This is a genomic window from Corynebacterium kefirresidentii (assembly GCF_016599755.1).
Lineage (GTDB): Bacteria > Actinomycetota > Actinomycetes > Mycobacteriales > Mycobacteriaceae > Corynebacterium > Corynebacterium kefirresidentii.
The window spans coordinates 1,437,950-1,462,159 of sequence record NZ_CP067012.1; the positions used below are offsets into that span (position 1 = coordinate 1,437,950).

A 24,210-nucleotide genomic window follows, 5' to 3' on the forward strand; every position below is an offset into this window, starting at 1 on the left:
AGCAATTCCGCTCTGTAACGGAGTTCTTCTCAGAATGACAAATGGAGGCCCCCACAGCCTGACGACCATGTCAGGCCACTGGCTTAGCCGCACTCCAAAGCCCCATGCTATTAGGCAGCGGCAGCATTTTGGCTAATACCAAATGCCCAGATTCTTGCGAATGCTAGCGTTAGACGATATTGACGTTTCCTCCCCTGACAAAGGCTTTGCACCATGGCTACTGCTAACCCACCGCGCCCATCACACCCGGATACGGGCGGGGAATTTTTTGGCTTAGTTTGGCCAGGCAAAGACGCAGCCCGAGAAGCCGCACATACGCCCTTGGCGCGGAATTTCCCGCTCGATTCTACTCTTAGTACACCGGGTGACTCCCTCAATAGGATTTTTGCCGCAGATAACCTTCCAGTCTTAAAAGAGCTAGCCGCCCGCCGGGAAGTCTTCGACGTCATATATATCGATCCCCCTTATAACACGGGCAAAGACTTCGTCTACCGCGATAACTATCGTTTACGTCGCCAGATGCGTTCAGGTAGCTATGCGGAATGGCACTCGGAATGGCTTTCGATGATGCTCCCCCGGTTAATTTTGGCTCGTGAAGTACTGTCCCCTGAGGGGTTCATCTTCGTCTCCATTGGTGAAGACGAGGTAGCCAATACCCGCAAGGTGCTCGATGAGGTGTTTGGCGAGGGATGCTTTGCCGGCCAATTGATTTGGAAGAAGGCCGGTACTGGCAAAAATGATGCAAAATACGCCGTGGTAGAGCACGAATACATCCTGTGTTACGCCCGAACTCCAGACAACCCCGGTTTCAATATCGATATCCAAGGTCATACCTCCACTAAATATAACCATGAGGATGACAAGGGAAAATACTCCTTGGTACGCCTAGATTCTAAAACCCTTGGGTACCTTCCTTCTCTAGATTTTCCTATTTCAGGGCCCGATGGAAAGGAGTATTGGCCAGACCAACCGGTGGGAAAGAAAAAGGTCGCTCGCTGGCGATGGAGCCTCGACAAGGTGGAACAGTTCTACGATGAGCTGGTTTTCCGTCGAGGGTTTGTCTACACCAAGAACTACCAGAAGGTAGGAGCACGCCCACGTTCGATCCTGGACGGCGAGCGCTTTGGAGTGACCCGCACCGGCCGACGCGATGCGGAAGAAGCAATGGGTATAGAGGGCATCTTCGATTTTCCAAAGCCGGTACGCCTGATTAAACACCTTCTGTCCATTGGTGGTGGCAAGGATGCTCGCGTCTTAGACTTCTTTGCTGGGTCCGGCACCACAGCGCAGGCGGTTATAGAGCTCAACGCCGAAGATGGGGGGTCCAGGACTTTCCATCTAGCGCAAATTCCGGAGCCTACCTCCCCGCGTAGCACGGCTCACCGCGCTGGTTTTTCTACCGTTGCAGATATTTGCATGGAAAGGGTGCGCAAGGTTCCAGGTGCTACCTTTCAGGTCTTTAAGCAGAGCTAGGTTTGTGCGGTACCGGCAGGACGACCAGGAATTCCGAAGAAATCTAAGACGCGATCGGTAGCGAAGAACCTACCTACCTCGTTATGCGCGTCCGCCGTGCCTCCAGGCCACACGTGCGAACCCCCGGCGATACGGATATGTTCGAGCGGTGCGGTACAACCACTCCACCTCATATCGAGCGCATTATTGACCAAGCGGGTGGTATCGACCTTGGTCGAACAACCATTGCGTTTGCGGTCCTGTTCCAGCACGGACTCCACGGAGTAGTACTTGGTCTTGTGGCGAGTGCCTCCGTAATAGCCCACCACAGGGTCTACGGTGCCGTGCATATCCAGCCGCCCGACGGGAGAGTGCGCACAGTTTTTCAGAATGTCTTCATAATAGGCAGCGGAAACGGTGGCAACGGATTTGAAGGTATCGGGCATCTGGCAGGCCAGATAGGCAGCGAATCCGCCGCCATTAGACATACCGGTGGCAAAAATTCGACCATCATCTACGCGGTAAGTAGCGCGGACCGCATCAATTATTTCCCGCACAAACTTCTTATCTTCCGTTGTCGAGGTCTTGGCATATGGAGCGGGGCTCCACGCCTTTTTCTTGCCTTCTGGGAAAATCATGATGGCATCTGCAGCATCAAGACGAGAATAACCACGGAGGTTTTCGGCAGACTGACCCCACCCGTGAAAGGCGAGGACGATAGGCCATTTTTTATCCCCAGAATAGTCTTTGGGCACACTGAGGATAAAGGAACGCCCGGAAGGCAGGTTGATCGTCCTAAAAGAGCCCGGCTCAGGGCCGTTCAAGGGTGCGGAGGTAGGGATTCCTAGGTTAACGGTGTTGGTGGTCTCTGCCGCGTGCGGGGACTCTGTTGATTCGCTAGAACACGAAGTGCCAGCAGCGGCAAGGAAACACACAGTTACCGCACCGAGCACGGCCCGAAGTGACCTCGCGTTCATCCTTGTCTTCCCTTCTGCCATGCGTCCCATAAGTGCTTATAACGGCCACCATAATCTAGCAGGTCGTGGTGACTTCCCTGTTCAACCACGCGGCCATTATCCATCACGATGATTCTATCCGCCCGTGCTGCTTGGTCGAGCCGATGCGCCACGACCAACGCCGAACGCCCACGGGTGACTTCGATGGCGGCCTTTTCGAGGGCTTCGGCTCCCACCGAACCCGCCTCCGCAGTGGCCTCATCCATAATGACGATTTTCGGGTCCAAAAGCAATATTCGTGCTAGCGCGAGTTGTTGGGACGCCACAGGATCTAATTGGACTCCCTGTGAGCCGATAACCGTATCTAGGCCCTCGTCTAGTTGCGCAAACCAGCGTGCGCCCACCCGGTCGAGTGCTTGAAGCATCTGTGCGTCGCTTGCCTGAGGGGCAGCCAAAGAAAGATCCTCGCGGAGGGTGCCTGAAAAAACGTGTACCTCTTGGGAGATCATGGCTAATCGCGCCACGCGCTCAGCGTCCGAAAGAAGTGCTACCTCTACCCCGTCGACCAAGACCTTTCCTTCCTCAGGAACCCGCAAGCCAGCCAAAAGTGCGGCCACGGTAGTCTTACCCGCGCCGGAGGCTCCGACTAAAGCCACCGTATGCCCGGCAGGAATATTGAGGCTGATGTCTCGTACAGCCCAGCCACCGTTGCCGTAGCTAAAACTCACATTTCGCATTTCGGCTTCTCCGTATGGGGCTGGAGCGCCGTAATCCGGCACCGCCCGCGGCGGGTCAACGACGACCCCGACTATGCGAGACAGCGAGGCGTAGCCGGATTGTACGGTGTCGATTACCCGCATCAATCCCATGAGTGGGCCCCGCAAACGGATGAGCAGAAGCATGGCTGAGGTTACGGCGCCAACCGTGAGTGCTCCCGTTTGCACCGCCCAAAAACTCACCCCAAGACCACAGCACAGCATGGTGAGCTCGATGCCAGTCATCCACAGCTGTAGAACCATCATGGTTTTACGTGCTGCGTAGCCATCCTTTACCACTTGCGCGGAGGCACGTTCGATGCCGGCATGCATCTGCCCTTCCAGTCCAAAGGCGCGCACGGTCTTTCGCCCTCGTATCGCCTCAAGAAGCCTGCGCGCGCGCTCAGCCATGGCCGCACGCTCGTCGGCATAGCGGCCAGGGGCTCGGTGCAGGTACCTGCAAGCGGCGACTACATATAGCGGCGTAACTGCAACTATTACCAGTATGTATTGCCAATTGAGGCTAAGCAGCGCCACCCCGGTGGTGGTGATGGCAAAAGCAGATTTGGCCAACACTGGTGCGGTCTCGGTGACCGCTGCCGAGAGCTCTGCTACATCATCGGTAGAGCGAGAGACCAAATCCCCGGTGCCCGCTTCCTCCACACGATGTGTGGGCAAGCGCAAAGCGGTAGACAGCATGTCTTCACGCAAAGCCGAAATCACCCGCTCTATAAGGCGGGAGAGAAGAAAGAACCCCGCTGCGGAGAGCACTGCGGAGACGACGGCTACCACTATCAACGAAAGGCCAATAGTAGAAATTGCGCTTTTGGTGATGACGGCATCAACAATCTTTCCCAGCAGGATCGGGATCGCTACATTGGCGCTTGCGCCCGCGGTGAGTAAGGCAAGGGCCACGGCAGCCTGCAGCCGCGAACCGGGGACGTCGGAAAGTTGCCGGCTAATTTCTTCGCGCACCTGGCGCCAAGAAGCCGTAGGAAACCGCATCATAGCCTCGATCCCACAGCAGTCCATGCCGGCGAAGCGGCATAAACGAGTGTTGGCTTTATACCGCGGTGGTGTGCTACCCGCTGCGCAATGACTTGCTCAGTCACCGAGTCCACGGCGGTAGTGGGATCGGCTAAAACAAGGACCGCAGGGTCCGCCGCAATTGCTCGTGCTAGCGCCACGCGCTGCTGTTGTCCCCCGGAAAGATTCCGGCCGCCCTCCCCCACCTCGCGATCTAAACCACCCGGGATATCTTCCCCCGCGGCCGTGTAAAGCGCCCGTTTGGCAACCGCGCTATCGGAAGAAATATTCTCCTGCACGGTTCCCTCAAAAAGCAGCGTATCGTGCGGAGCAACAAGGAAACGCTCCCGCGGCAGAAAAACTAGATCACCTGGGACAGGCTCGGCCACCACGCTCACTCCAGGGGCGAGGGCCGGAAGCTGCGGTTTCTTGCCTTCCACGCTGGGAGCGGCAAGGACGTCCGTAATGCGGGCAGCACTTGCCTGCGCGGCTGCCCAGCGCGAGGCAATATTTCGTCCCAACATCGTCATCGGCGTGATGACGAACTGCGTCAGACCAATAACCGTAATAAGCTCACCCACACTGATAGTGGAATGCATTGCCAGCGCACCTGCCCCAAGGCCCACCGCAATGACATACACCGAGCCCAAAATCTCCGTAGCAGCATTGAGGCGCGCTTGGGAGGCATTGGCGTCTACCGTTCGCTCATAGGCAGTGTCAGAGGCCTGGGCATAGCGCATACTCACCGTTGCTACCGCACCCAAGCCTTTGAGTATCCGAAGGCCGTGCACCAGATCGGTGGCCATTGCACTGGCTTTGGCCAACGCCGCCTGGCGGATTCCTGAGCGGGCGCGCAGTGGCTGTGCCGCGCGCACCGAGCCCGACACCACGAGCGGGCCGCCACACAAAATGGCAATGCCCAAGGGTAGATTGATGCGGCTGGTCATGATAGCCACATACACAATGGCGCTAATCTCTGCGACGGGGAATACCGTCATCATCACCGCATTCTGCACCCGCCTAGCGTCCGTGGAGGCAATAGCCAGCAACTCGCCGGCGCTGCGGGGCTTGCCCGCCATTCCACGCGGGTCTTGAATCCTATCCGTGATGGCCATGCGGACATCGTGGCCAATTACCAACATGGCTCGGGCATTCAGCCCGCGCCCGTACCAGGCGGCTAGGGCATTAAGACCGAATGCGGCTACTAATACCGCTAGCCATAGCCCCAGCCGGTGGATGGATCCCTGCTCCACGGCTTCATCGATGGCATGGCCCACTATCACTGGGGTGGTGGCGTTAAGCAGAAAGGACACAACCATGCATAGCGCTGCCGGCACAGTAAGAGCAGGGCGGGAAAAGACCGTCTTCAGCAGCCACCTGGGATCTGATGCTGCGGGAAGTGTCCTCATAGGCAGCCATTCTAATTCGCGGTAGGTTAGATGAGCTATGTCGACTCGCCGCCCAGATCCCCGTCACTTTCCTAGCTACCGCAAGGCCTCCACGAAGCAAGGCCCCGGTTTCCGCACTGCCGCGCAACGCACCGCCTCCGCCCAAGCCTTCCGCCGCGGCGCTAGCACGTACCACGATGTACGCCCTGGCTATCCGGACGAAGTCACTGCCCTTATCGCCCCTGCCCACACCGTAGCTGATATAGGTGCAGGTACCGGAAAGCTCACTGAGTCCCTTCCCAATGAGCGGGTTATAGCCTTGGAGCCTTCCGCCGATATGGCGGGAGTTCTCGCTTCCCGTCTACACCTGCCGGTCCTGCGTGCTACGGCCGAAAACACCGCGCTTGCCGACGCCTCCTTAGACGCAGCCTGCCTCGCCCAAACCTGGCACTGGGTTGATGTGGCAGCCGCCTGCGCAGAGCTTGACCGCGTCCTCGCGCCGGGCGGAAAAATCCTCTTGGTCTGGAATACGCTCGATGTCAATGCCGACCCATGGGTTTTGCGGCTTTCTCGCATTATGCACTCTGGCGATGTACATAAACCGGGTTTCTACCCGGACTATACGGCGCCGTGGTCTTTAGAGCGAGAACTCCGCCTGACCTGGGAGCACGAACTTACCCCGGAACAACTTCACCAGCTAATGCATACCCGGTCTTACTGGCTACGCAACGGCGAAGCCATCCATGAGCGCATGACCCACAACCTGGACTGGTACCTCTACGAGCACTTGGGATATACGCCCGGACGAAAACTGCACATCCCGTACCGCACGGATGCCTTTGTGCTGGTACGGGAGTCGGATTAAAGCAGGATCTGCGCTAGGAGCGAGCCCACGACGCAGGAAGTAAATACCGAGATGGCGCCGGGAATCAGGAAGGAGTGGTTGATGACGAACTTGCCAATGTGCGTCGTTCCCGTGCGGTCAAAGCCAATGCAGGCAAGGTCCGAGGGGTAGGTGGGCAAGATGAAGTAGCCGTAGGCCGCGCCGTAGAAACCGACGATGATGGCAGGGTCGATGCCCAGCTGCAGGCCAATCGGAGCAATTGCAACCAAGGCCGCGGCCTGCGAGTTCACCAGCTTAGACACGATGACCAGCACCACGGCGTAGGCCCATGGGGCGGCCTCCACTACGGAGCCCAGGTTGGATTCCAAAGCGTCGATATGGGCTTCGAAGAAGGTATCCGCCATCCAGGCCACACCGAACACGGAGAATACTGCGGTCATGCCGGCTTTAAACACCGGGGTGGAAGCGATCTTTTTTGGGTCTGCCTTGCAGCTGAGCAAGATAATTGCGCCGGCTACCAGCATGACCATTTGGATAACCAGGTTCATAGACAGCGGGCTTAGCTCGCCATCATCTCCCGGAACAAGCGGGCGAAGGAATTCAAAGGCACCGAGGGCGACAACGCTGGCGATAGCGACGAGGAAGATAACTACCGCACGCTTTGCTTCCGGCGAAAATTCCTCATCCATAAGCGACCCAGTGGATTGGTTGATGCTTTCGGCAAACTCCGGATCCTTCATTCGCTCCTGGAATGCCGGATCCTCGTCCAAGTCCTTGCCGCGGCGCAGCGACCACAGTGCGGCAAGAATGACGCCAGAAAGTGACGCTGGAAGAGCCACCATCAGGATCTGCGGGATGGAATAGGCGTGGTCGATAGCGCCGGCATTTTCCGCGATGATAGACGCCAAGGACACGGTGGCCACAGACACTGGAGAGGCCGTAATACCCATCTGCGCCGACGTCGAGGCGACAGCCATCGGGCGTTCTGGGCGGATGCCCTTTTTCAGCGCAATGTCCTCAATAATCGGAAACATCGTGTACACCACGTGGCCCGTACCGCATAGGACCGTCAAGAACCAGGTAGTAAGCGGCGCGAGGATGGTGATGCGCTCTGGGTGGGCGCGAAGGAACTTTTCGGCAAATTGCATCATCACTTCCAACCCGCGGGCCTGTTGCAAGGTAGCCGCGCAACCAATGACTGCGATGATGGTCAGCATCACTGACACCGGAGGCTCGCCCGGGGCGAGGCCGAAAACAAAGACCATGAGCATCAGACCGATGCCGGAGATTAGTCCCAGCCCGATGCCACCATAGCGAGTGCCCAAGAGCAGGGCGCTAAGGATGATGATGATCTGGAGCACGATGGCCAGAATTGAATCTGGCGCGATTACGCTGGCTAACATACAAAGCCTTCCATCACGAGAGGATCTATAACTGGTTATATCCTATCGATCCCCACATGAACGGACATAAACGGACAGGCGAGCTAATTCTCACACCGTTTTCAGTGCAAAAATCGCTCGCCTGAATGCTATAATCCCAGCGTAACGGGCATACTGCTAGCGCTTCTTGCCGCGCCTCTCCCGCACTCGCACTGCGATGCGGATGGGCGTTCCATGAAAGCCAAAACGCTCACGGAACTTGCGCTCAAGGTAGCGGCGATAGGCCGCATCCAAAAATCCTGTCGTGAACAAGACAATCGTCGGCGGCTGCGTGGATGCCTGCGTGGCGAACAAAACGCGCGGCAGGCGGTTATTTTTCATCGGCGGAGGATTAGCTGCGATGGCCTCACGCAACCAGTTATTCAACTGACCCGTAGACACGCGCTGGTCCCAGCTTTCCAGCGCCTCGATCATGGCAGGTTCCAGCTTCTGCAGGGCGCGGCCCGTTTCGGCGGAAATATTCACACGCGTAACCCACGGTAGGTGGCTCAGCTGCTGATCGATCTCGCGGTTAAGGTAGTAGCGGCGGTCCTCATCCATGAGGTCCCACTTATTGAATGCGATAACGAGGGCTTTGCCTGCCTCTAGCACCATATTAAGCACGCGCTGATCCTGCTCAGAAATCTCCTCAGAGGCGTCGATAAGCATAATGCAGACCTCGGCAGCATCGATAACGCCGCGCGTACGCAAGGAGGCATAGTACTCATGTCCCTGCGCGGTTTTGACCTTCTTGCGCAGGCCGGCAGTATCAATGAACTTCCACAGCTGCTCATCCAGCTGTACCAAAGAGTCCACCGGATCCACGGTGGTGCCCGCGACATTATCCACCACGGAGCGCTCTTCACTGGTCAGCTTATTGAGCAGGGAGGATTTACCCACATTAGGCTTGCCCACCAAAGCGACGCGGCGCGGACCAGAAGTAATCGCGGTCTGCCGCGGCTCTTCCGGAAATACCCGCAAAATCTCATCGAGCACATCCGCGCCGCCGCGGCCGTGCTGAGCAGATACCGGCCACGGATCGCCCAGGCCCAGCGCATAAAACTCGGCCATATCCGCATACTGATTATCGGAATCAAACTTATTCGATACCAGAATCACCGGCACGGGGGATTTTTGCAGGCGGCGGGCCATGACCTCATCCGTCGCAGTAATTCCCACCTTAGTGTCTACCACCATGACGATGACGTCAGCGGTTTCCATCGCCACCTCTGCCTGGCGAGCGATTGCGCCATGGATGCCCTTGACGTTCGGATCCCAACCGCCGGTATCTTGTACCAAAAAGCGCTGCCCATTCCAGTCCGCTACATAGGAGATTCGGTCACGGGTAACGCCCGGGTGGTCTTCTACCACTGCTTCGCGACGGCCAAGGAAACGATTGACCAAAGAAGACTTGCCCACATTAGGGCGACCCACGATGGCTACCGTGCACAGAGCTTCTTCGGTGTGATCATCGGACTCAACACCAAAAGCACGGGAGAGTTCCTCCCATTCCTCTTCGCTTAGCGGCTCTTCCCCTTCTGTTTCTTCACCAAAATCGGCCTCGCCGAATTCCGAGTCATCGAACTCATAGTCAAACTCCTCGGCATTGAAGTCATCAGCGGCCCAACCAGGAGAGGCTTCTACCACCTCATCATCGAACTTTCCGGCCGGGTAATGGAACTGAGTCTCCGACTCTTCCTGGGGATCGTGCTTAGTCATTGACCGACTCCTTTACCACGTTAATCAAAGCCTGTATGACATCCTCAGGGCTCATATCCGAGGTATCAACTAAGGTTGCATCGTCTGCTGGGCGCAATGGCGAGGTTTTGCGTGAAGAATCTGCCGCATCGCGGCGCTGCACGTCTGCGAGTACCGTCTCGTAGTCTGAAGCGATTCCTGCCCTTTCGTTCTGCGCCTGACGTCGGCGGGCTCGGACTTCAGCAGAGGCGGTCATGAATGCTTTAGCAGGGGCATCAGCAAGCACAACGGTGCCAATATCGCGCCCTTCTACAATAGCCCGGTGTGCCTCGCGGGCTAGCTTGCGCTGCAGGGCTACCAGGTTTTCCCGAACTTCCGGAATGGCAGATACGGCGGAGACATTGCGAGTGACTTCGTCTTCCCGAATAACGCGCGCGACATCCTCGCCGCCGAGAAGAACCTCGGTGGAATCTGGATCATCGGAAACTTCCAATGGCAGATCGGCTGTAGCGGCAATCACCGCGGACGTATCCGCAGGGTCCACTCCCTTACGCAACACTGCAAGAGTTGCTACACGGTACATGGCACCAGTGTCGATGTACTTTGCATCGAGTTGTTTGGCTAGGGCGCGGCACGTGGTCGACTTACCAGTCCCAGAAGGGCCATCCACAGCTAAGATGAGGCCCTGATTCGGCATATTAGAAATCATTACATCTCCACCGCCTTATACAAACTAGTCAATTCGCTGGAATTGAGAGCACGTAGGCCGCCGGGCTTCATATCGCCCAACTGCACCGTATGAAGTTTGGTACGCACCAAACGCTGCACGGGGAAGCCCGCCTCTTTCAACATGCGGCGCACAATGTGCTTGCGCCCCTCGTGCAGCTCAAGACGAACCAAAGAATATCCCTGGTTGGTATCTACAACCTGCGCAAAATCTGCCTTTGCCAGGCCATCCTCCAACTCGATTCCTTCCTTGAGCTGTCGCACAAGCTTCCGATCGGCCTCACCCAAAACAGTGGCGAGGTAGGTCTTCGTCACCTCATACTTAGGGTGCATCAAACGGTTAGCCAACTCGCCGTCATTGGTGAGAATAAGCAGACCTTCGGTATCGGCGTCGAGGCGGCCTACGTGAAAAAGACGCTGGCCAGCAGCAACCTTTTCCGAAACCACGTCGCCTACGCACGGGCGGCCCAAGTCATCAGACATAGTGGACTGCATGCCGCGCGGCTTGTTGAGCACAAAATATTCGTGCTCCTCGTTGACATTAACGCGCACACCATCTACTCGGATGACGTCAACAGAGGGGTTTACCTTAACGCCCTGCTTGGAAATGATCTTGCCGTTGACCTCAACACGGCCGGCATCGATGAGGATTTCAGCGTGGCGACGAGAAGCAACGCCTGCCTTAGCGAGCACCTTTTGGAGACGTTCCCCCTTAGGCTTGTCTTCATCGACCAGCCAATCGGCGCCCAGTTCTCGGGCTACGGATTCTGCAGTAGCCTTCTGCTTTTTCTTTGACACATGCTGGTGACGGGCCGGCTTAGCATTAGAGACAATGATGTCACTGTCTCGCTGCTTCTTATCCGGTGTGCCGTCACGGCGAGCGGGAGGAGTCACGTACGTGTCCTTTTCTCTCGAAGATATGAAATTACCTGGGCAATCTTACCCCACGCTAGTACTCCTCGTCGATCGCCTCCACGTCAGGCAATAGCGGCGCCAAGTCCGGCAAGCGCTCCAAAGAATCAATCCCTAATAACTCGAGGAACAATTCCGTCGTCTCATAGCGGTGCGCGGCACCTTCAAAATCATCCTGCGGCAGCTCCCGCACCAATCCGCGCAGGCCTAGGGTCCGCATAACACCATCGACATTGACGCCGCGAACAGCGGCAACCTGCTGGCGGGTTACGGGCTGGCGGTAGGCTACCACCGCCAACGTCTCCAGGGCCGCACGCGAGAGCTTTGTCTGGGCGCCATCCAATAGGAATTCTTCTACCGCGCCTGCGTTTTCGGAACGCGTATAAAAGCGCCACCCCTCTTGGGTCTCGCGCAACTCGATACCAGAACCACGATCATTCAGCTCGCGCTGGACAGCGCGCAGGCAATCACTGACGACGTCCCTTTCCGCCCCCAAAGCACGCGCCAAGGACTCCACCGAAGCTGGGGAATCGAGCACGAGCAAGATTGACTCAAGGCGGGAACGAAGCTGCGAGATGAGGGGAAGGTCCATAGAAGCCAAGCTTACTGCAGCGTAAAACGATGCCTGAGATTTCCTAAATCACTTTCACTTCCTATTGTGAGTCGGATAACATATTGCCATGGAAACTATTACACGCACCGACAGACTCATTCTCATCCCACTATCCGCTGCCAATATCGAAGAGACCCACAAGGTCTACAGCGACGGGCGAATTTGGAGCCACCGACCCAACGGGCGCTTTGCCGATATCCGCACCACCCGTGCATTCGCGCAATCCTCCTCCCAGTCGTGGGAAGCCCACCATTTTGGACCATGGGCCGCCTACATGCGCCATAATCCTTCTGAGTTCGTCGGAGTTGGTGGGGCCATTTTTGTCGAAGACGGAAATTTCTGGGACATCAAATACCGCCTCCGCCCTGCTCACTGGGGCTCAGGATTTGCTACAGAGATCACTTCGGCGACGCTAAAGAGCATTCACCAGGTTGATCCTGAATCCCCCATCACCGCCCGAGTGACGACCAACCACCCAGCAGCGATCCGGGTCATTGAAAAGCAAGGACTCCAAGAAGTGTGGGAAGGCCGCCGCGTAGGCACCGAGGACAACCCAGATGAGCCTGACGTACGCGTTTATTCTGACCGCGAGCTGACACCCGAGACGCTGAAGTTTATCCAGCAGCGTCCTTAGTCCCAGTTCGCGGCGGCAACTACCGCTGGGTCAACGTCCAAACCCGTCCACGAAAGGTCCAACTGGCCCAGCGCTTCTTCCTGTTGTGCGTCAACCGCCTTGGCCTTGTACAACTCCAAAAGAGCCAAGAAACGGCCCACAACTTGCATAGAAACCGTGCAATCGCGGGTCAGGGAACCAAAACTCATCCATTGACCGGCGCCCAGTAGCTTTAGGGTTTCCAGGATCTTGCCGGCTTGCTCTGGTACCGATACCGCCACGGAGTGCACGTGGCCGGTGGCCACTTCTTCCGGCGGCTTTGGGCGGAAGACTCCCGCGGCGAGCTCTGCGAAACTGGCTGGCGTATGGCCGAGGGAGACAGGAGGCAGTAGCTCCGCAAACTTCTCCTCGATAGCTACCGCCCGCGGATAGCTCCGCTGGGCCTCGCGCTGCCACTCCGCGAATTGGTCCGCTACTAGTTTATAGGCCTTATATTGCAAAAGACGAGCAAAAAGAAGGTCGCGCGACTCCAGCAGTTCCAAGTCTTCAATCTCGTCGACATCACCGCGAGGCAGGAGCCGCGCCGCCTTTAAGTCCAAAAGCGTCGCTGCCACCAGCAAAAAATCAGTGGTTTCATCCAAATCCGCAGACTCGCCCAGCTGCCGCGTATAGGCGACAAACTCGTCCGTTACCTCTGAAAGCGCAACATCAGTTACGTCCATCTTTTTGGACTGGATAAGCTGCAAAAGCAGGTCAAATGGGCCCTCAAAATTTCGCAGTGCAATGCGAAAGCCCGTAATCTCCGGCTGGGTCACGATACCTTAAACGGTCGAGCGCTCAATGACCTCTTTGGCCAGGTTGCGATACTGCTGCGTAGCAGGAGAGTTTGGCGCCCACGTAGTAATCGGCTCTCCGGCCACTGACGTTTCCGGGAAACGAACGGTCCGAGTAATTACGGTGTCAAAGACCTTATCGCCAAAATAGTCCACCACACGGGACATAACTTCCCGAGCATGCTTCGTGCGGCGATCAAACATCGTCACTAAGATGCCCATGACCTCAAGATCAAAGTTGATACGGTCAGAGACCTTTTCCACCGTGTCAGTCAATAGCGCTAAACCACGCAGGGAGAAGAACTCGCACTCCATTGGGATGATCACGCCCTGGGAACAGGCAAGCGCGTTGACGGTAAGCAGCCCCAAGGAGGGCTGGCAGTCGATGATGATGAAGTCATAATCGCGCCGCACTGGGCGCAGGGCCCGAGCTAGCGTGTGTTCGCGGCCTACTTCATTGACCATCTGAATTTCCGCAGCAGAAAGGTCAATATTCGCCGGTACCAAATCCAGGCCTGCTACCCCAGTGTGCTGGATAGCGGAGTGAATAGAGGTATGGCTATCGAGCATGACGTCATAGATAGTGTCCTCGATATCATCATGTGTGAGCCCCAAACCTGCCGAAAGCGCACCCTGCGGGTCAAGGTCAACCAAGAGGACTTTACGGCCATACTCAGCCAAGCAGGCTCCCATATTAATGGTGGAGGTGGTCTTACCCACGCCGCCCTTTTGGTTACACATCGAAATAATGGTGGCCGGCCCATGCTTTTCCAAGGGTGCGGGTTCTGGCAACTCGCGGATAGGACGACCGGTCAGCCCCACCTCTACATCAGAGGCAGAAAAGAGACCCTCTTCGCTCACAGTCACACCTGCTTCCTTGACGCCAAGTTCTGGACCATGACACTTGGCTTAGGGTTGATTACAACGTTGTCATTAAAGCGTACCCGCTACAGCAAGAAGGTACCGAGACTTAGTTTATATCAAGCTTTTAGCGTTGACTAGAACGTCGTTTGATTGCGGCCACTAGAGCGATCAGAACGATAAGTATCGCCGCAGCTGCCCCTCCGATAATCCAGCCCATATGCGAGCTCTCATTATCATCTTTGGGTTCTTCCTGTTGCCGCTTATCGAGGTTCTCTGACGCAGATTGATAATTAGGGTCCTGCAAAGTGACGATGAGGGCGGCACCAGAGCCATCGTTGCGCAGCAACTGCATAATGAAGGGATTATCAGGCGCTTCCCCCTCTGGATACGTCAGAGTGAGGGTACGTGATGAAGCATCCACGTCGCGCTTTACGCCTTGGATAATATTGCCTTCACCATCAAGGTAGCGCAGCTTAACGTCGTTTTCCTCCGTGTCCTTAAACTGCTGGTAGAGGTCGTAGGCCTGCTTGAGCCCCATCTTCGCGGTAATCGTATTGCCTTCGATATGAGATTCAAGGTTGACGTATTCCGCACCTTCAAGGTTGGCTTCCCCTGCCGACTTACGTTCCGGTTTTTCGCCTGGGACTACCGGGAGATTTTCGTTCTCTTTCGCCGGCGCGGGCTTTTCCGCCCCACCTTCGGCCCCCTTGTCTGCCGGCGGATTGCCGCCGTCATCCGGCCTATTCGGTGCCGGGCTCGGCGCTGGAGCACCCTCTGCACCGTCGATTTCTTCCTGAATGTCTTCCTGCTCCACCGAACCATCGGCTACCAGCGTGAGAGTTGCATTCATACCCTGGGCGGAGACGGGAACAGAGATTTGGCCGCCCTCTGGTGGGGCGGTGATGGTAGCAGAGGTACCAGAGGCAGAAACGTTCCACCCATCACCCGAGTAGCTCGCCTCGGCCGGCACTGGCAGGCTCACGGTCGTGGTTTCGCCGGCCGGAACCGGGATAGGCGCGGCTATAGCGGCTTCTACCTCCGGTGGCAGCTGTGCCTGCGCCACCGCGGGGAAAAGCAACGCGGTAGAAAGTACCGCGCCGGCTACACGAGTAGAAAACATATATGTCCTTTCTTAGGCACGGGGGTGAGCAGTGCGCCACACCTCACGCAAGGAGTCGGCAGTGACGTGAGTATATATTTGCGTTGTCGTCACGGATGAATGTCCCAGCAATTCTTGCACGGTGCGCACATCTGCGCCGCCTTCAAGCAGGTGCGTCGCAAAAGAATGCCGCAAGGTGTGGGGAGAAATGGACTTTCCCAGATCTACACGCTGTGCAGCTGTCTTTAACACCGCCCACGCGCTTTGGCGCGATAAAGCTCCGCCGCGGGTATTGAGAAACAACGCCGGCGTTGTGCCTTTGCTCAGCACCGGACGAGCCCGCACCAAATAGGCGTCAATGGCCTGGCGGGCATGCGAACCCAAGGGCACAATCCGCTCTTTGTCGCCCTTTCCGTGCAGGTGGATTACCTCTTGCGCGGAGGAAACGTCATCAACGTTTAGGGAGATTACTTCTGAGATTCGCGCGCCAGTACCGTAGAGCATTTCCAGCAGGGCACGGTCGCGCACATCCACCGGGGTTTCAGTGGGAATTGCCTCAATAAGGCCGCTGACCTCGTCCACCGATAATGTCTCCGGCAAATGCTGTCCAGTTGATGGAGGGGTAACCTCCACCGCAACATCGACGTCTACAACGCCTTCTGCCACGGAAAATTTATGCAACCCGCGGGCTACGATGAGAGCACGATTAGCCGAGGACGCAGCCATTTTTGACCGCAGATCCTTGAGATAAGCCTCCACCATAGGCCGCGTTACCGCGCGCAGGTCCTCTACCCCGTTGTCCTCCAACCAAGTGACATAGCGCCGAACATCACGGCGATAATTACTCAACGTATTGGCAGAAACGCCTCGCTCAACCGCTAGATGGTTAAGCCACGTCTGCGCTATATCTTCGACCGCGCTCACAGCTGCTTCAGGTCCGCGCCCGTGCGCCGGGCACTCATCGACGTCGGCCGCAACGTGAAAGGCTCATCCACGCTGCGGGTCGCCTTGCCACCGCGCAGCACTGCATAAGCCGCCAAAATGCCGCTGCAGGCGATGGAATTGACGATTTCGCCTCGCATTACCTTGTCGACGGCGTCCTCGAGCCGGACCCAAGCAACCTCCATATCAGCTTCTTCATCCCCGGTAGCCTCCATACGCGGCACCTCAGAAAGGTCGGAGGCTAAGAAAACACGGACCGCTTCTTCGCAGAACCCCGGTGAAGTTACCAAATCCGTCAGCACTGACCACGTCTGTGCGCTCAGACCAGCTTCCTCCTGTAACTCCCGCTTCGCGCCGGTTAGCTCATCTTCGCCGCGTACGTCGAGCAAACCTGCCGGTAATTCCCACAGGCGCTTGCCCACGCTGTGGCGATACTGATACACCATGGCAATGCGTTCGTCCGAGTCCAGTGCCACCACTGCCACCGCGCCTAGGTGCTCTACTACCTCGCGGAAGGCGGAAACATCACCGGGCATGACAACCTCGTCGCGGCGGAGAGCGAGAATGGGGGCGTCGACAAGCAATTGCGAGTCAAGCACCTTGAAATCATGCGCCATGAGCTATTCCTTTCCCGGTAGGGCAGAATCCGCGGTCTCTGTGGCACCATAATCGCCTTGACCACCATCGAGCTGCTCCTCGGTGGCCAAAATAACGGCAATGCGCTCCACTGCGCGCTCGGTGCCATCGACCGTGGACAGCTTCGCATCCTGGTCGCGCACCTGGGCAAGTGCCTTATCGTCCTGAGTTTGTTTGGTACGCCCGCTAAACACTACAGAACCATTGACATCATCCAACCCGGTAACAAATTCCGCCAAAGCATCGGAAGGGTAGCCGCGCAGGCCATTGCCAGAGACGACGATAATGGCCTGGGCGGGAACGATGGTCCCATCCTCGTAGTCAATGAAGCCTTCGTCGCGCAGCTTATGGAGCACATCCGCACGCTCTTGTACTGATGCCATGGGCTTCGTGCTCTCAGGATCCATAGACAATGCAGTGCCGAGCACCTCACCGCTGAGCGCTCCCGCAGAATCCAAATCCTTGGTATCTGCCTTCTTAGGCGCAGTGTCTTTCAGGATGGGCAAAAGCTTGTCTTTAGTTTCGGGGCGCAAAAAGTCCTTGGTCAGCTTAATCTCGCCGGCCTCCGTGGCACCGGAAGTCTCCAAGAGTTCCCTGATTGCGTCTACATCTCCGCCATTAGCATCATCGGTGGTGACGATGAGCACGGGCCGCTGAGACAATGCCCCGTTTACTAGTTCCGCCCCGGAATCAGCCACGATTTTATCGCTCGCCTCATTTTGGGTCTGCAAAATCTTATTGTCCTGGACGACCTTGCGGTGCTCCTCACGGATCGGATCATCATCGGCCATGCCGGTGGTCAGATTGGGAGCAATGACCAGGGCACCCAGCGCCACGCCTACCGCGGCGCCGAAGCCCAAGCCTGCTACTAGCTCAGTCTTTGCCATGCTCTATGCGCCCCCAAAGAGCCTGGACCAGGTTTCGCTGAGGTTACTTGCAAAGTCCTGACTTCCGCCGAAACCGACGATGAGGATAACCGCCGCAATGGCTACCAGGATTCCCAGCAGTGCCCACAGCCAGCCAAGGTTGGACGAAGGTGCACTGTAGAGGTTAATCACCGCATCCGCGTCAACCACCTTGGTGCCGGCCTTAAGCCGGGAAAGCACCGCCGACGGGTTGGTGCGATCCGCAAAAATATCATCAAGGTCTACCCCACCGCCTGTCTGCACGATGAGGTCTGCGCCGTGATAATCAGCAAAAAGCAGACCCAAATCGGTACCTGAATGCGTCGCTGCCGGGAAAGTCATGGCACCGATGCCGAGGTCCTGGATGCGGTCAAGGCCTTCTACCTCGCCCTCTGGATCCGCAGGAACAACCACACGGGCGCCACAACGCAGGGCCTCATCGCTGACGCCATTGGGATCACCAATGATGAAATCTGGCTTATACCCCTGTGCTAGCAACGAATCTGCAGCCTCTCCCACCGCAATCAGCAGCGGCTCATACTCGCGGATAAAGTTCCGCAGCTGCTTGAGCTGTTCGCGGTGTCTGTCTGTTGGCGAAAACAGCACGACCTTGCGGCCTGCGATCTCAGAGCCAGAAGCGGGAACCCCGAGGCCGTCGATAAGCAGCGGCCCCTCAGAGTTAATAAAATCAATGGAGTTGCCAAAGAAGGATTCCATGTGGTCAATCAGCGCACCCTGTGCCGCGGTAAAGTTCTTTTCTGCTCGCTCGCGAGTAACCACGCGGCCCGTGCCAAGAGCTTTATCACCGCTAAAGACGGTGCCATCCTCCCCGATTCGCGCCTTCTTTCCATCCTTGAACTCGGACACGAAGGACTGGCCAACGCCCTCAACGAGGGCAATGTCGGCGTCAAGCAAAATGTGCGGGCCATAATTGGGGACCGTACCGGTAGAAAACTCCGCCACGTTAATCACGGCGGAGGGTTTAAGGTCTACGAGGGTCTGGGCCTCGTGGCGAGAGATATTAGCCGCATCAATTACGGCGACATCGCCTTCACTAAACTTTTTCATCCCCTTAGCGCCCGGAGTGCAATCGCGCAGTGCACCAGGCTGCTCGGGTTTACGGGAAAACAGAGCCATGACCCCTATTGTGACGTGATTATTGATTCTAGTGGGTTAGGCGCGCGGAAGCTTCTTGCTGTGCCCGCTCAAAAAGCTCCTGCGCGTGCGCACGACCAGTCTCCGTATCATCCAGGCCTGCCAGCATGCGCGCCAACTCCTCCACGCGCTCGTTCTGCGAAAGCTCGGCCACACCAGAAGTGAATTTTTCCTTCGAAACATGCAGGTGTGCATCGGCATACGCTGCTACCTGCGGCAAGTGTGTTACCACGATGACTTGGTTGTGCACGGCCAAGCGTGCCAGGCGGCGACCAATCTCCACCGCCGCGCGTCCGCCCACACCAGCATCTACCTCATCGAAGACCAGGGTGGCGCCGTCTTCATCCGCCAGCACCACCTCCAAGGCCAACATGACACGGGAAAGCTCGCCGCCTGAAGCTGCAGACGCAATCGGCTTTCCATTCAGCTGCAGCTCGGCCGCGTCCGCGCCAGTTTTAGAATATTTCGCCTGCGTTAGCTCAACTGTCAACGTTGAATTCGGCATGGCTAGGCCGTGCAGCTCTTGCGTGACCTGCTCCCCCAAAGCCTTCGCCGCTTGCCGACGCCCCTTTGTCAGCTCCCCAGCCCGCTCAACCATCACCGATTCAGCGTCCTTGACCTGCTTTTTCAATTCCTCTAGGGCTTCAGTTGAGGTATCCATGGATTCGAGCTTTGCTGCAGCTTCATCCCGCCAAGCTATAACTCCGTCAATATCCCCGGCATATTTGCGGGTCAGTGTACGAAGCTCCTGCTGGCGCTGCAAGGACTTTTCTAAAAGCTGCGGATCCGCCGGCAACCCAGCCAGATACCCTCCCAGCTCGCCGGAAATATCGCCCAGTTGTGAAGAAATCTCACTGAGCCGTTCGCCCAAGGCGGCCAATTCCTTGTCGGTAGTCCCCGCCAATGCCGAAACCGCCCGGCCCAGCAACGCCGAGGCAGCCTCTTCCAGTTCCTCGGTGCCGTCGATAGAAGCCAGTGCAACTTCCGCGGATTCGCGAAGACCGTCGACGTCTTGCAGCTTGCGAACCAGCTGCACCAGCTCCTCATCCTCACCCGGCTCCGGCGCAACGCCGTCGATCTCATCCACCGCGAACTGCAGACGATCAACCTCTTGCGCGAGTTCGCGGCGCTGCTCTGTACGCCGCTTATAGTCCTTTGCTAAGCGGCGCCATTTTTTAAAAGCCTCGGTATAGCGACGGCGTACCTCGGCCAACGTAGGATCCGCACGGTCTACTGCACCCAATTGTTCCTCGGGAGCAAGCAAACGCAGCTGATCATTTTGCCCGTGGACCGTAATAAGTTCGCGCGCAAATTCGCCTAGGGTTGCCGCAGGCACCGCCCGACCACCCAAATAGGCCCTCGACCTGCCCGCGGCAGAAACCGTCCGGGAGACGATGTATTCTCCATTTTCATCGGGCTCCCCACCTACTGATTCGACCAACTCGCGGATAGAATCTTTCCCCGAGGAAAAATGCCCCTCTACTGCTGCTTTCTTCGCCCCATCCCGCACCCGGGAGGCATCCGCGCGTCCACCTGCTAAAAGCCGCAATCCAGTAACCACCATGGTCTTGCCCGCGCCAGTCTCACCAGTAAGCACGGTTAGACCAGTAGAGAGCTCCGCGGAGCTCTGGCTAATAACGCCCAAGTCATTAATGGAAATATCGACGAGCACTACTTCTCCTTCGGCCCGCGCCACCCTTCTACGGGCAGGCGCAGCTTCGAGACTAAACGGTCAGTAAAAGGTTGGTCATCCAAGCGTACCCATCGCACCGGACGCGCGCCTCGCACTACCTCCACGCGAGCTCCTGGAGGCATGGCGAGCTCACGGAAACCATCCAAAATCACGGTCGCCGGAGTTGTACGCATGGTTGATTCAACGGCTACTAAAGAATTGGGCGAGACGACTAGGGGCTTAGTAAACAAAGCGTGCGCATTATTCGGTACTACCAAAATCGCGTCGAGCGAGGGCCACAGCACCGGCCCGCCAGCCGAAAACGCATAGGCGGTCGACCCAGTAGGCGTGGAGATGAGCACCCCATCACAACCGAAGGAAGACACCGGCCTGCGGTCAATTTCCAAAATTGCGTCCAATACTCCAGAGCGATTTTGGTTTTCTACCGAAGCCTCATTCAGAGCCCAGCTGCGATTGAGAAGGGTTCCTTCCTCGTCAAAGATGGTGACATCGATGGTGAGTCGATCCTCAATGCGGTACCTTTTGTCTATGACCCGCACTAAGGCCTGATCTAGGGATTCGACTTCCCACTCAGCCAGAAATCCCACATGCCCGAGGTTGATTCCTAGCACCGGAATATCCACAGAACGTGCCATATCCGCTGCACGGAGGAAGGTTCCGTCTCCACCGAGTACCAGGACTAATTCGCACCCCGAAGCCGCGTCTTCGGTGTGGGGGACGTGCTTTAGCCCAGGCAAGACCTTCTCGTCCGCACACACTCGAACAGTAATCCCGGCATCTTGTAGCAGCTCCGCTGCTCGCGACGTTGCCTGCAGGTTCTGCTCGCGGTTGGCATGAGGCACCAACAGGATCTCACGGGTCATTGCGGGCCTTCCTCGACTGCACGGTCAATCATTTCTTCTACTCTAGCCAGATCCGTGGGCGCGCCGTCCTTTTTCAGCCACAGGAAATACTCCACGTTGCCACTTGGCCCAGGCAGCGGGGACGCTACAGCACCGTGCATGCTCAACCCGAGCGACAGGGCAAACTGAGCGACCTCCTTGGTTACTTCCTTGCGCAATTCCGGTGAACGAACGACACCACCGCTGCCAAGGCGGTCCTTGCCCACCTCGAACTGCGGCTTCACCATGGGCAATAACCAGGCACCATCCTTTAGGCATTCCACAATGGCTGGCAATACGAGCCGGAGGGAGATAAAGGACAGATCTCCAACCATGCCGTCACAAGGGCCGTCGGTAAGCTCGAGCGTCAGATTCCGGATATTGGTACGGTCGAGAACTTTTACTCGATCGTCGTTTTGGAGGCGCCAGAGCAGCTGTCCGTAGCCGACATCCACAGAAAGAACTTCCTGCGCGCCGTATTCTAAGCACACATCAGTAAAGCCACCGGTAGACGCGCCGGCATCAAGAATGCGACCATTCATATCGACGTCGAACGCCGCCAAGGCGCCCAAAAGCTTGTGCGCACCGCGGGAGGCCCACTTATCTTCCTCGGACTCCTCCACCTTGATGGAGACCTCTGGTTCTACTATCGACGCCGGCTTTTGTGCCTTGAAACCACCGACCGTGACACGGCCGGACTTGATCATTTCCCGGGCCTGCTCACGAGAGCGCGCAATCTTCCGGCGCACCAGCTCCGCGTCTAACCTACGACGTTGAGGGGGCATTAATTCTCCTGCAATGCATCGCGCAACACATTGTGGGCGCGATCAAGCTGATCTACTTCAGCGGCCAAATCCGCTGCGTCTTCTCCAAGGATCTCTGCTACTTCCGCATCGATCTCTGCCGGCTCCTTGACAGCCCGAAAATCATGCGGCTTTACCGCCATTGCGCAACAACCCTTTCCGCACGCTCGCTTCGCGGCTGAATATAGCGGGGCGGTGACGGCATGGCCCATGCAACTTCCAACACGGTGCGCAATGCCTGAACGGAGGTAGATTTTTCGTCACCGCCCTCGAGCAGAAGATCATGTCCATCACACCGAGCAGTAAATCCACCCTGTGCTCCAGGTCGGGCAACAGAGACCGGCAAAGCCAGTTCATGCATACCTGCACCAATAAAGTTGGGGCGCGCCTCCACAGGTGCCTCAATAAGTTCTAGTTCCCCAGAAACACCGGTAAGCACATGGAAGGTATTCATGGCAGCAGAATTACCACCGGCAATATCGGTATCCAAACGGTCGCCTACAGCAAGCGGTTTTTTCGCACCAATTTGCTTCGCCGCAAAAGTAAACATGGCCGGCTCAGGCTTTCCAGCAGACACCGGCTCTACCCCGGTGGCGGACTGGATGGCGGCCACGAGGGAACCATTGCCCACGGCAAATCCCCTCTCGATAGGCAGGGAAGTATCTAGGTTCGATGCGAAAAACTTCGCTCCCTGGCGGATGGCCAGAGCCCCTTCAGTCAATTGCTCCCAGCCAACAGAACGGTCAAAACCCTGCACAACAGCGGCAGGCTTGTCATCAGCGCTGGAGACCACCTCAAAGCCCATCTCGCGGGCCAAATCACGGAAGGAATCAGCACCAATAATGAGGAGTTTCGAGGTGGCTGGCACCTCATCCGCCACTAATTGAAGGACTGCTTGGGCAGAAGTAACAATCTGCTGCGTGGTCGCCTCGAGCCCTATATCTGCCAGCATCTTCGACACTGCTTCTGGGCTGCGCGAAGCATTGTTGGTCACGTACACCGCCGGCACACCACAGGTATTGATGACGTCCACCACGTTAGAAAGTGGGCGGCCGCCTTCCCACACGGTGCCATCTAGATCGAGCAGAAGAGCATCGTGTTTGCTTAGAACCGTCACTACTTACACTCCTCTAAGCGCTCCGCTGCATCGGTCCAGTCGCCCTCATCAATCGACACTGCGTGTTCAAACCAATCCTTGGCCTCATCTTTCCGGCCAGCTTCCAGCAGTGCGTTGGCGTAGGCATAAGCCAGGCGGCATGCACCTATACCGCGTGCATCGCGATCAGGATGAGCGCGTTGGATAGTTACGACGGCAGACTCGGCTTGGCCCATATCTAAGCGGGCTCCGGCTAAAACAATCGCTAGCTCAATTTTAGATTCATCATCTAGGTCGGCCGCCTCATCCGTGCGCCCAAGCTCGAGCGCCTTTTCTGGGCGTCCCAAGCCGCGCTCACAGTCAGCCATTACGGCCAGCAGCCCAGGCCCGCCGGAAATACGCCGGGATGCACGCAATTCAGCGAGCGCTTCCTTCCACTCGCCAGCACGATATGCGGCAATACCATTGACCTCTCGGGCGATAGCCACGCGGCCGGCACGGTCCTTAGCAGCACGTGCATGGCGCAAGGCAAGCTTGGGATCGTCTTCCATCCAGGTCGCAGCCATGATCATATGCTTGGCGACGGCCTCGGAGTTCTCCTTCGAGAGCGATTTTAGGTCCTGCAGAACCATGGGATCCAAATCGTTGACATCCACCTCTGCCGGGATGTCTGGATCACTCATGCGACGATTGATGCGTTCCTCACGGTAACCGGAGCGTTGCGGCGAAAAAGACTTCTTCTTGCGAGAGTCACCCTTAAAATCACGGCCTTTGTTATTGCGTGGCTTACGGTCACGTCCACCTCGCCCGTTGTGATTGCGCTCCGACATTCAGCCCTACCCTTTCTTGGTTGGAACTAGCACAGAAATACCGGCCCTATTCTACAACCCCAAGCGAAA

The 24,210-nt window shown here is 57.1% G+C and carries 24 protein-coding genes; 3 read left to right on the forward strand and 21 right to left on the reverse strand.

Annotation, left to right across the window (positions count from 1 at the left end; all coding sequences use genetic code 11):
• The first annotated feature begins 213 nt into the window (after positions 1-213).
• Complete coding sequence (locus I6I12_RS06955; protein ID WP_200287531.1) at positions 214-1,473, forward strand: site-specific DNA-methyltransferase; 1,260 nt, start codon at positions 214-216, stop codon at positions 1,471-1,473.
• Here I6I12_RS06955 and I6I12_RS06960 read toward each other — a convergent pair.
• The 3 genes from I6I12_RS06960 to I6I12_RS06970 are packed head-to-tail and all read right to left on the reverse strand — an operon-like array spanning position 1,470 to position 5,598.
• Positions 1,470-2,429 carry a CE1 family esterase gene (locus I6I12_RS06960; RefSeq protein ID WP_200287532.1) on the reverse strand — a complete coding sequence of 320 codons (960 nt, stop codon included), beginning with the start codon at positions 2,427-2,429 and terminating at the stop codon, positions 1,470-1,472. The genes I6I12_RS06955 and I6I12_RS06960 overlap by 4 nt on opposite strands.
• Positions 2,426-4,168 (reverse strand): ABC transporter ATP-binding protein, encoded by a 1,743-nt coding sequence (locus I6I12_RS06965; protein WP_023021597.1) that lies wholly within the window; start codon positions 4,166-4,168, stop codon positions 2,426-2,428. Before I6I12_RS06965 ends, I6I12_RS06960 begins: the two co-directional genes overlap by 4 nt.
• Positions 4,168-5,598, reverse strand: coding sequence for an ABC transporter transmembrane domain-containing protein (locus I6I12_RS06970; protein WP_200287533.1), 1,431 nt, complete (start codon positions 5,596-5,598; stop codon positions 4,168-4,170). Before I6I12_RS06970 ends, I6I12_RS06965 begins: the two co-directional genes overlap by 1 nt.
• A 37-nt stretch (positions 5,599-5,635) precedes the next feature.
• On the opposite strand from I6I12_RS06970, the gene I6I12_RS06975 reads away from it, so the two are divergent.
• The gene (locus I6I12_RS06975; protein ID WP_200287534.1) at positions 5,636-6,442 is read left to right on the forward strand and encodes a class I SAM-dependent methyltransferase; all 807 of its coding nucleotides are present in this window, start codon (positions 5,636-5,638) and stop codon (positions 6,440-6,442) included.
• Here the strand turns inward: I6I12_RS06975 and I6I12_RS06980 are convergent.
• The 5 genes from I6I12_RS06980 to scpB all read right to left on the reverse strand — a co-directional run bounded on the left by I6I12_RS06980 (position 6,439) and on the right by scpB (position 11,770).
• On the reverse strand, positions 6,439-7,824 hold the full coding sequence (locus I6I12_RS06980; protein ID WP_049360916.1) for an anaerobic C4-dicarboxylate transporter: 1,386 nt from the start codon (positions 7,822-7,824) through the stop codon (positions 6,439-6,441). The genes I6I12_RS06975 and I6I12_RS06980 overlap by 4 nt on opposite strands.
• 156 nt (positions 7,825-7,980) lie before the next feature.
• On the reverse strand, positions 7,981-9,561 hold the full coding sequence (gene der / locus I6I12_RS06985; RefSeq protein WP_200287536.1) for a ribosome biogenesis GTPase Der: 1,581 nt from the start codon (positions 9,559-9,561) through the stop codon (positions 7,981-7,983).
• On the reverse strand, positions 9,554-10,249 hold the full coding sequence (gene cmk / locus I6I12_RS06990; protein ID WP_200287537.1) for a (d)CMP kinase: 696 nt from the start codon (positions 10,247-10,249) through the stop codon (positions 9,554-9,556). Before cmk ends, der begins: the two co-directional genes overlap by 8 nt.
• Positions 10,249-11,160, reverse strand: a complete 912-nt coding sequence (locus I6I12_RS06995; protein ID WP_005329503.1) for a pseudouridine synthase — start codon at positions 11,158-11,160, stop codon at positions 10,249-10,251. Before I6I12_RS06995 ends, cmk begins: the two co-directional genes overlap by 1 nt.
• Before the next feature lie 55 nt (positions 11,161-11,215).
• On the reverse strand, positions 11,216-11,770 hold the full coding sequence (gene scpB / locus I6I12_RS07000) for an SMC-Scp complex subunit ScpB (RefSeq protein ID WP_023021604.1): 555 nt from the start codon (positions 11,768-11,770) through the stop codon (positions 11,216-11,218).
• A gap of 88 nt (positions 11,771-11,858) precedes the next feature.
• Here scpB and I6I12_RS07005 point away from each other — a divergent pair, with 88 nt between their 5' ends.
• Complete coding sequence (locus I6I12_RS07005) at positions 11,859-12,425, forward strand: GNAT family N-acetyltransferase (protein WP_200287538.1); 567 nt, start codon at positions 11,859-11,861, stop codon at positions 12,423-12,425.
• Here I6I12_RS07005 and I6I12_RS07010 read toward each other — a convergent pair.
• From I6I12_RS07010 to I6I12_RS07070, 13 genes are all read right to left on the reverse strand, one after another.
• A complete protein-coding gene (locus tag I6I12_RS07010) occupies positions 12,422-13,219 on the reverse strand; it encodes a segregation and condensation protein A (protein WP_200287539.1) in 798 nt (265 codons plus the stop codon). The two genes, I6I12_RS07005 and I6I12_RS07010, sit on opposite strands and share 4 nt — an antisense overlap.
• A 6-nt stretch (positions 13,220-13,225) precedes the next feature.
• Positions 13,226-14,098, reverse strand: a complete 873-nt coding sequence (locus I6I12_RS07015) for a ParA family protein (RefSeq protein ID WP_034668724.1) — start codon at positions 14,096-14,098, stop codon at positions 13,226-13,228.
• Positions 14,099-14,225: 127 nt separating this feature from the next.
• Positions 14,226-15,221, reverse strand: a complete 996-nt coding sequence (locus tag I6I12_RS07020) for a hypothetical protein (RefSeq protein WP_200287540.1) — start codon at positions 15,219-15,221, stop codon at positions 14,226-14,228.
• A 12-nt stretch (positions 15,222-15,233) separates the two neighbouring features.
• Positions 15,234-16,124: a site-specific tyrosine recombinase XerD gene (gene xerD, locus I6I12_RS07025; RefSeq protein ID WP_049360922.1), complete on the reverse strand. Its 891-nt coding sequence runs from the start codon at positions 16,122-16,124 to the stop codon at positions 15,234-15,236.
• Entirely contained in the window at positions 16,121-16,759 is a 639-nt protein-coding gene (locus I6I12_RS07030) for an NUDIX domain-containing protein (RefSeq protein ID WP_200287541.1), read from the reverse strand. The genes xerD and I6I12_RS07030 overlap by 4 nt, the downstream gene beginning before the upstream one ends.
• A 3-nt stretch (positions 16,760-16,762) precedes the next feature.
• On the reverse strand, positions 16,763-17,665 hold the full coding sequence (locus I6I12_RS07035) for a copper transporter (protein ID WP_200287542.1): 903 nt from the start codon (positions 17,663-17,665) through the stop codon (positions 16,763-16,765).
• 3 nt (positions 17,666-17,668) lie between these two features.
• Positions 17,669-18,820 (reverse strand): putative cytokinetic ring protein SteA, encoded by a 1,152-nt coding sequence (steA, locus tag I6I12_RS07040; protein ID WP_200287544.1) that lies wholly within the window; start codon positions 18,818-18,820, stop codon positions 17,669-17,671.
• 28 nt (positions 18,821-18,848) lie between these two features.
• Positions 18,849-20,510 (reverse strand): DNA repair protein RecN, encoded by a 1,662-nt coding sequence (gene recN, locus I6I12_RS07045; RefSeq protein WP_200287545.1) that lies wholly within the window; start codon positions 20,508-20,510, stop codon positions 18,849-18,851.
• The gene (locus tag I6I12_RS07050) at positions 20,510-21,394 is read right to left on the reverse strand and encodes an NAD kinase (protein ID WP_200287547.1); all 885 of its coding nucleotides are present in this window, start codon (positions 21,392-21,394) and stop codon (positions 20,510-20,512) included. Before I6I12_RS07050 ends, recN begins: the two co-directional genes overlap by 1 nt.
• A complete protein-coding gene (locus I6I12_RS07055; protein WP_023021615.1) occupies positions 21,391-22,197 on the reverse strand; it encodes a TlyA family RNA methyltransferase in 807 nt (268 codons plus the stop codon). Before I6I12_RS07055 ends, I6I12_RS07050 begins: the two co-directional genes overlap by 4 nt.
• On the reverse strand, positions 22,197-22,358 hold the full coding sequence (locus I6I12_RS07060; protein WP_005324658.1) for a hypothetical protein: 162 nt from the start codon (positions 22,356-22,358) through the stop codon (positions 22,197-22,199). Before I6I12_RS07060 ends, I6I12_RS07055 begins: the two co-directional genes overlap by 1 nt.
• Positions 22,349-23,332, reverse strand: a complete 984-nt coding sequence (locus tag I6I12_RS07065; RefSeq protein WP_200287549.1) for an HAD-IIA family hydrolase — start codon at positions 23,330-23,332, stop codon at positions 22,349-22,351. Before I6I12_RS07065 ends, I6I12_RS07060 begins: the two co-directional genes overlap by 10 nt.
• The gene (locus I6I12_RS07070) at positions 23,332-24,141 is read right to left on the reverse strand and encodes a tetratricopeptide repeat protein (RefSeq protein WP_234288096.1); all 810 of its coding nucleotides are present in this window, start codon (positions 24,139-24,141) and stop codon (positions 23,332-23,334) included. Before I6I12_RS07070 ends, I6I12_RS07065 begins: the two co-directional genes overlap by 1 nt.
• Positions 24,142-24,210 lie beyond the last annotated feature (69 nt).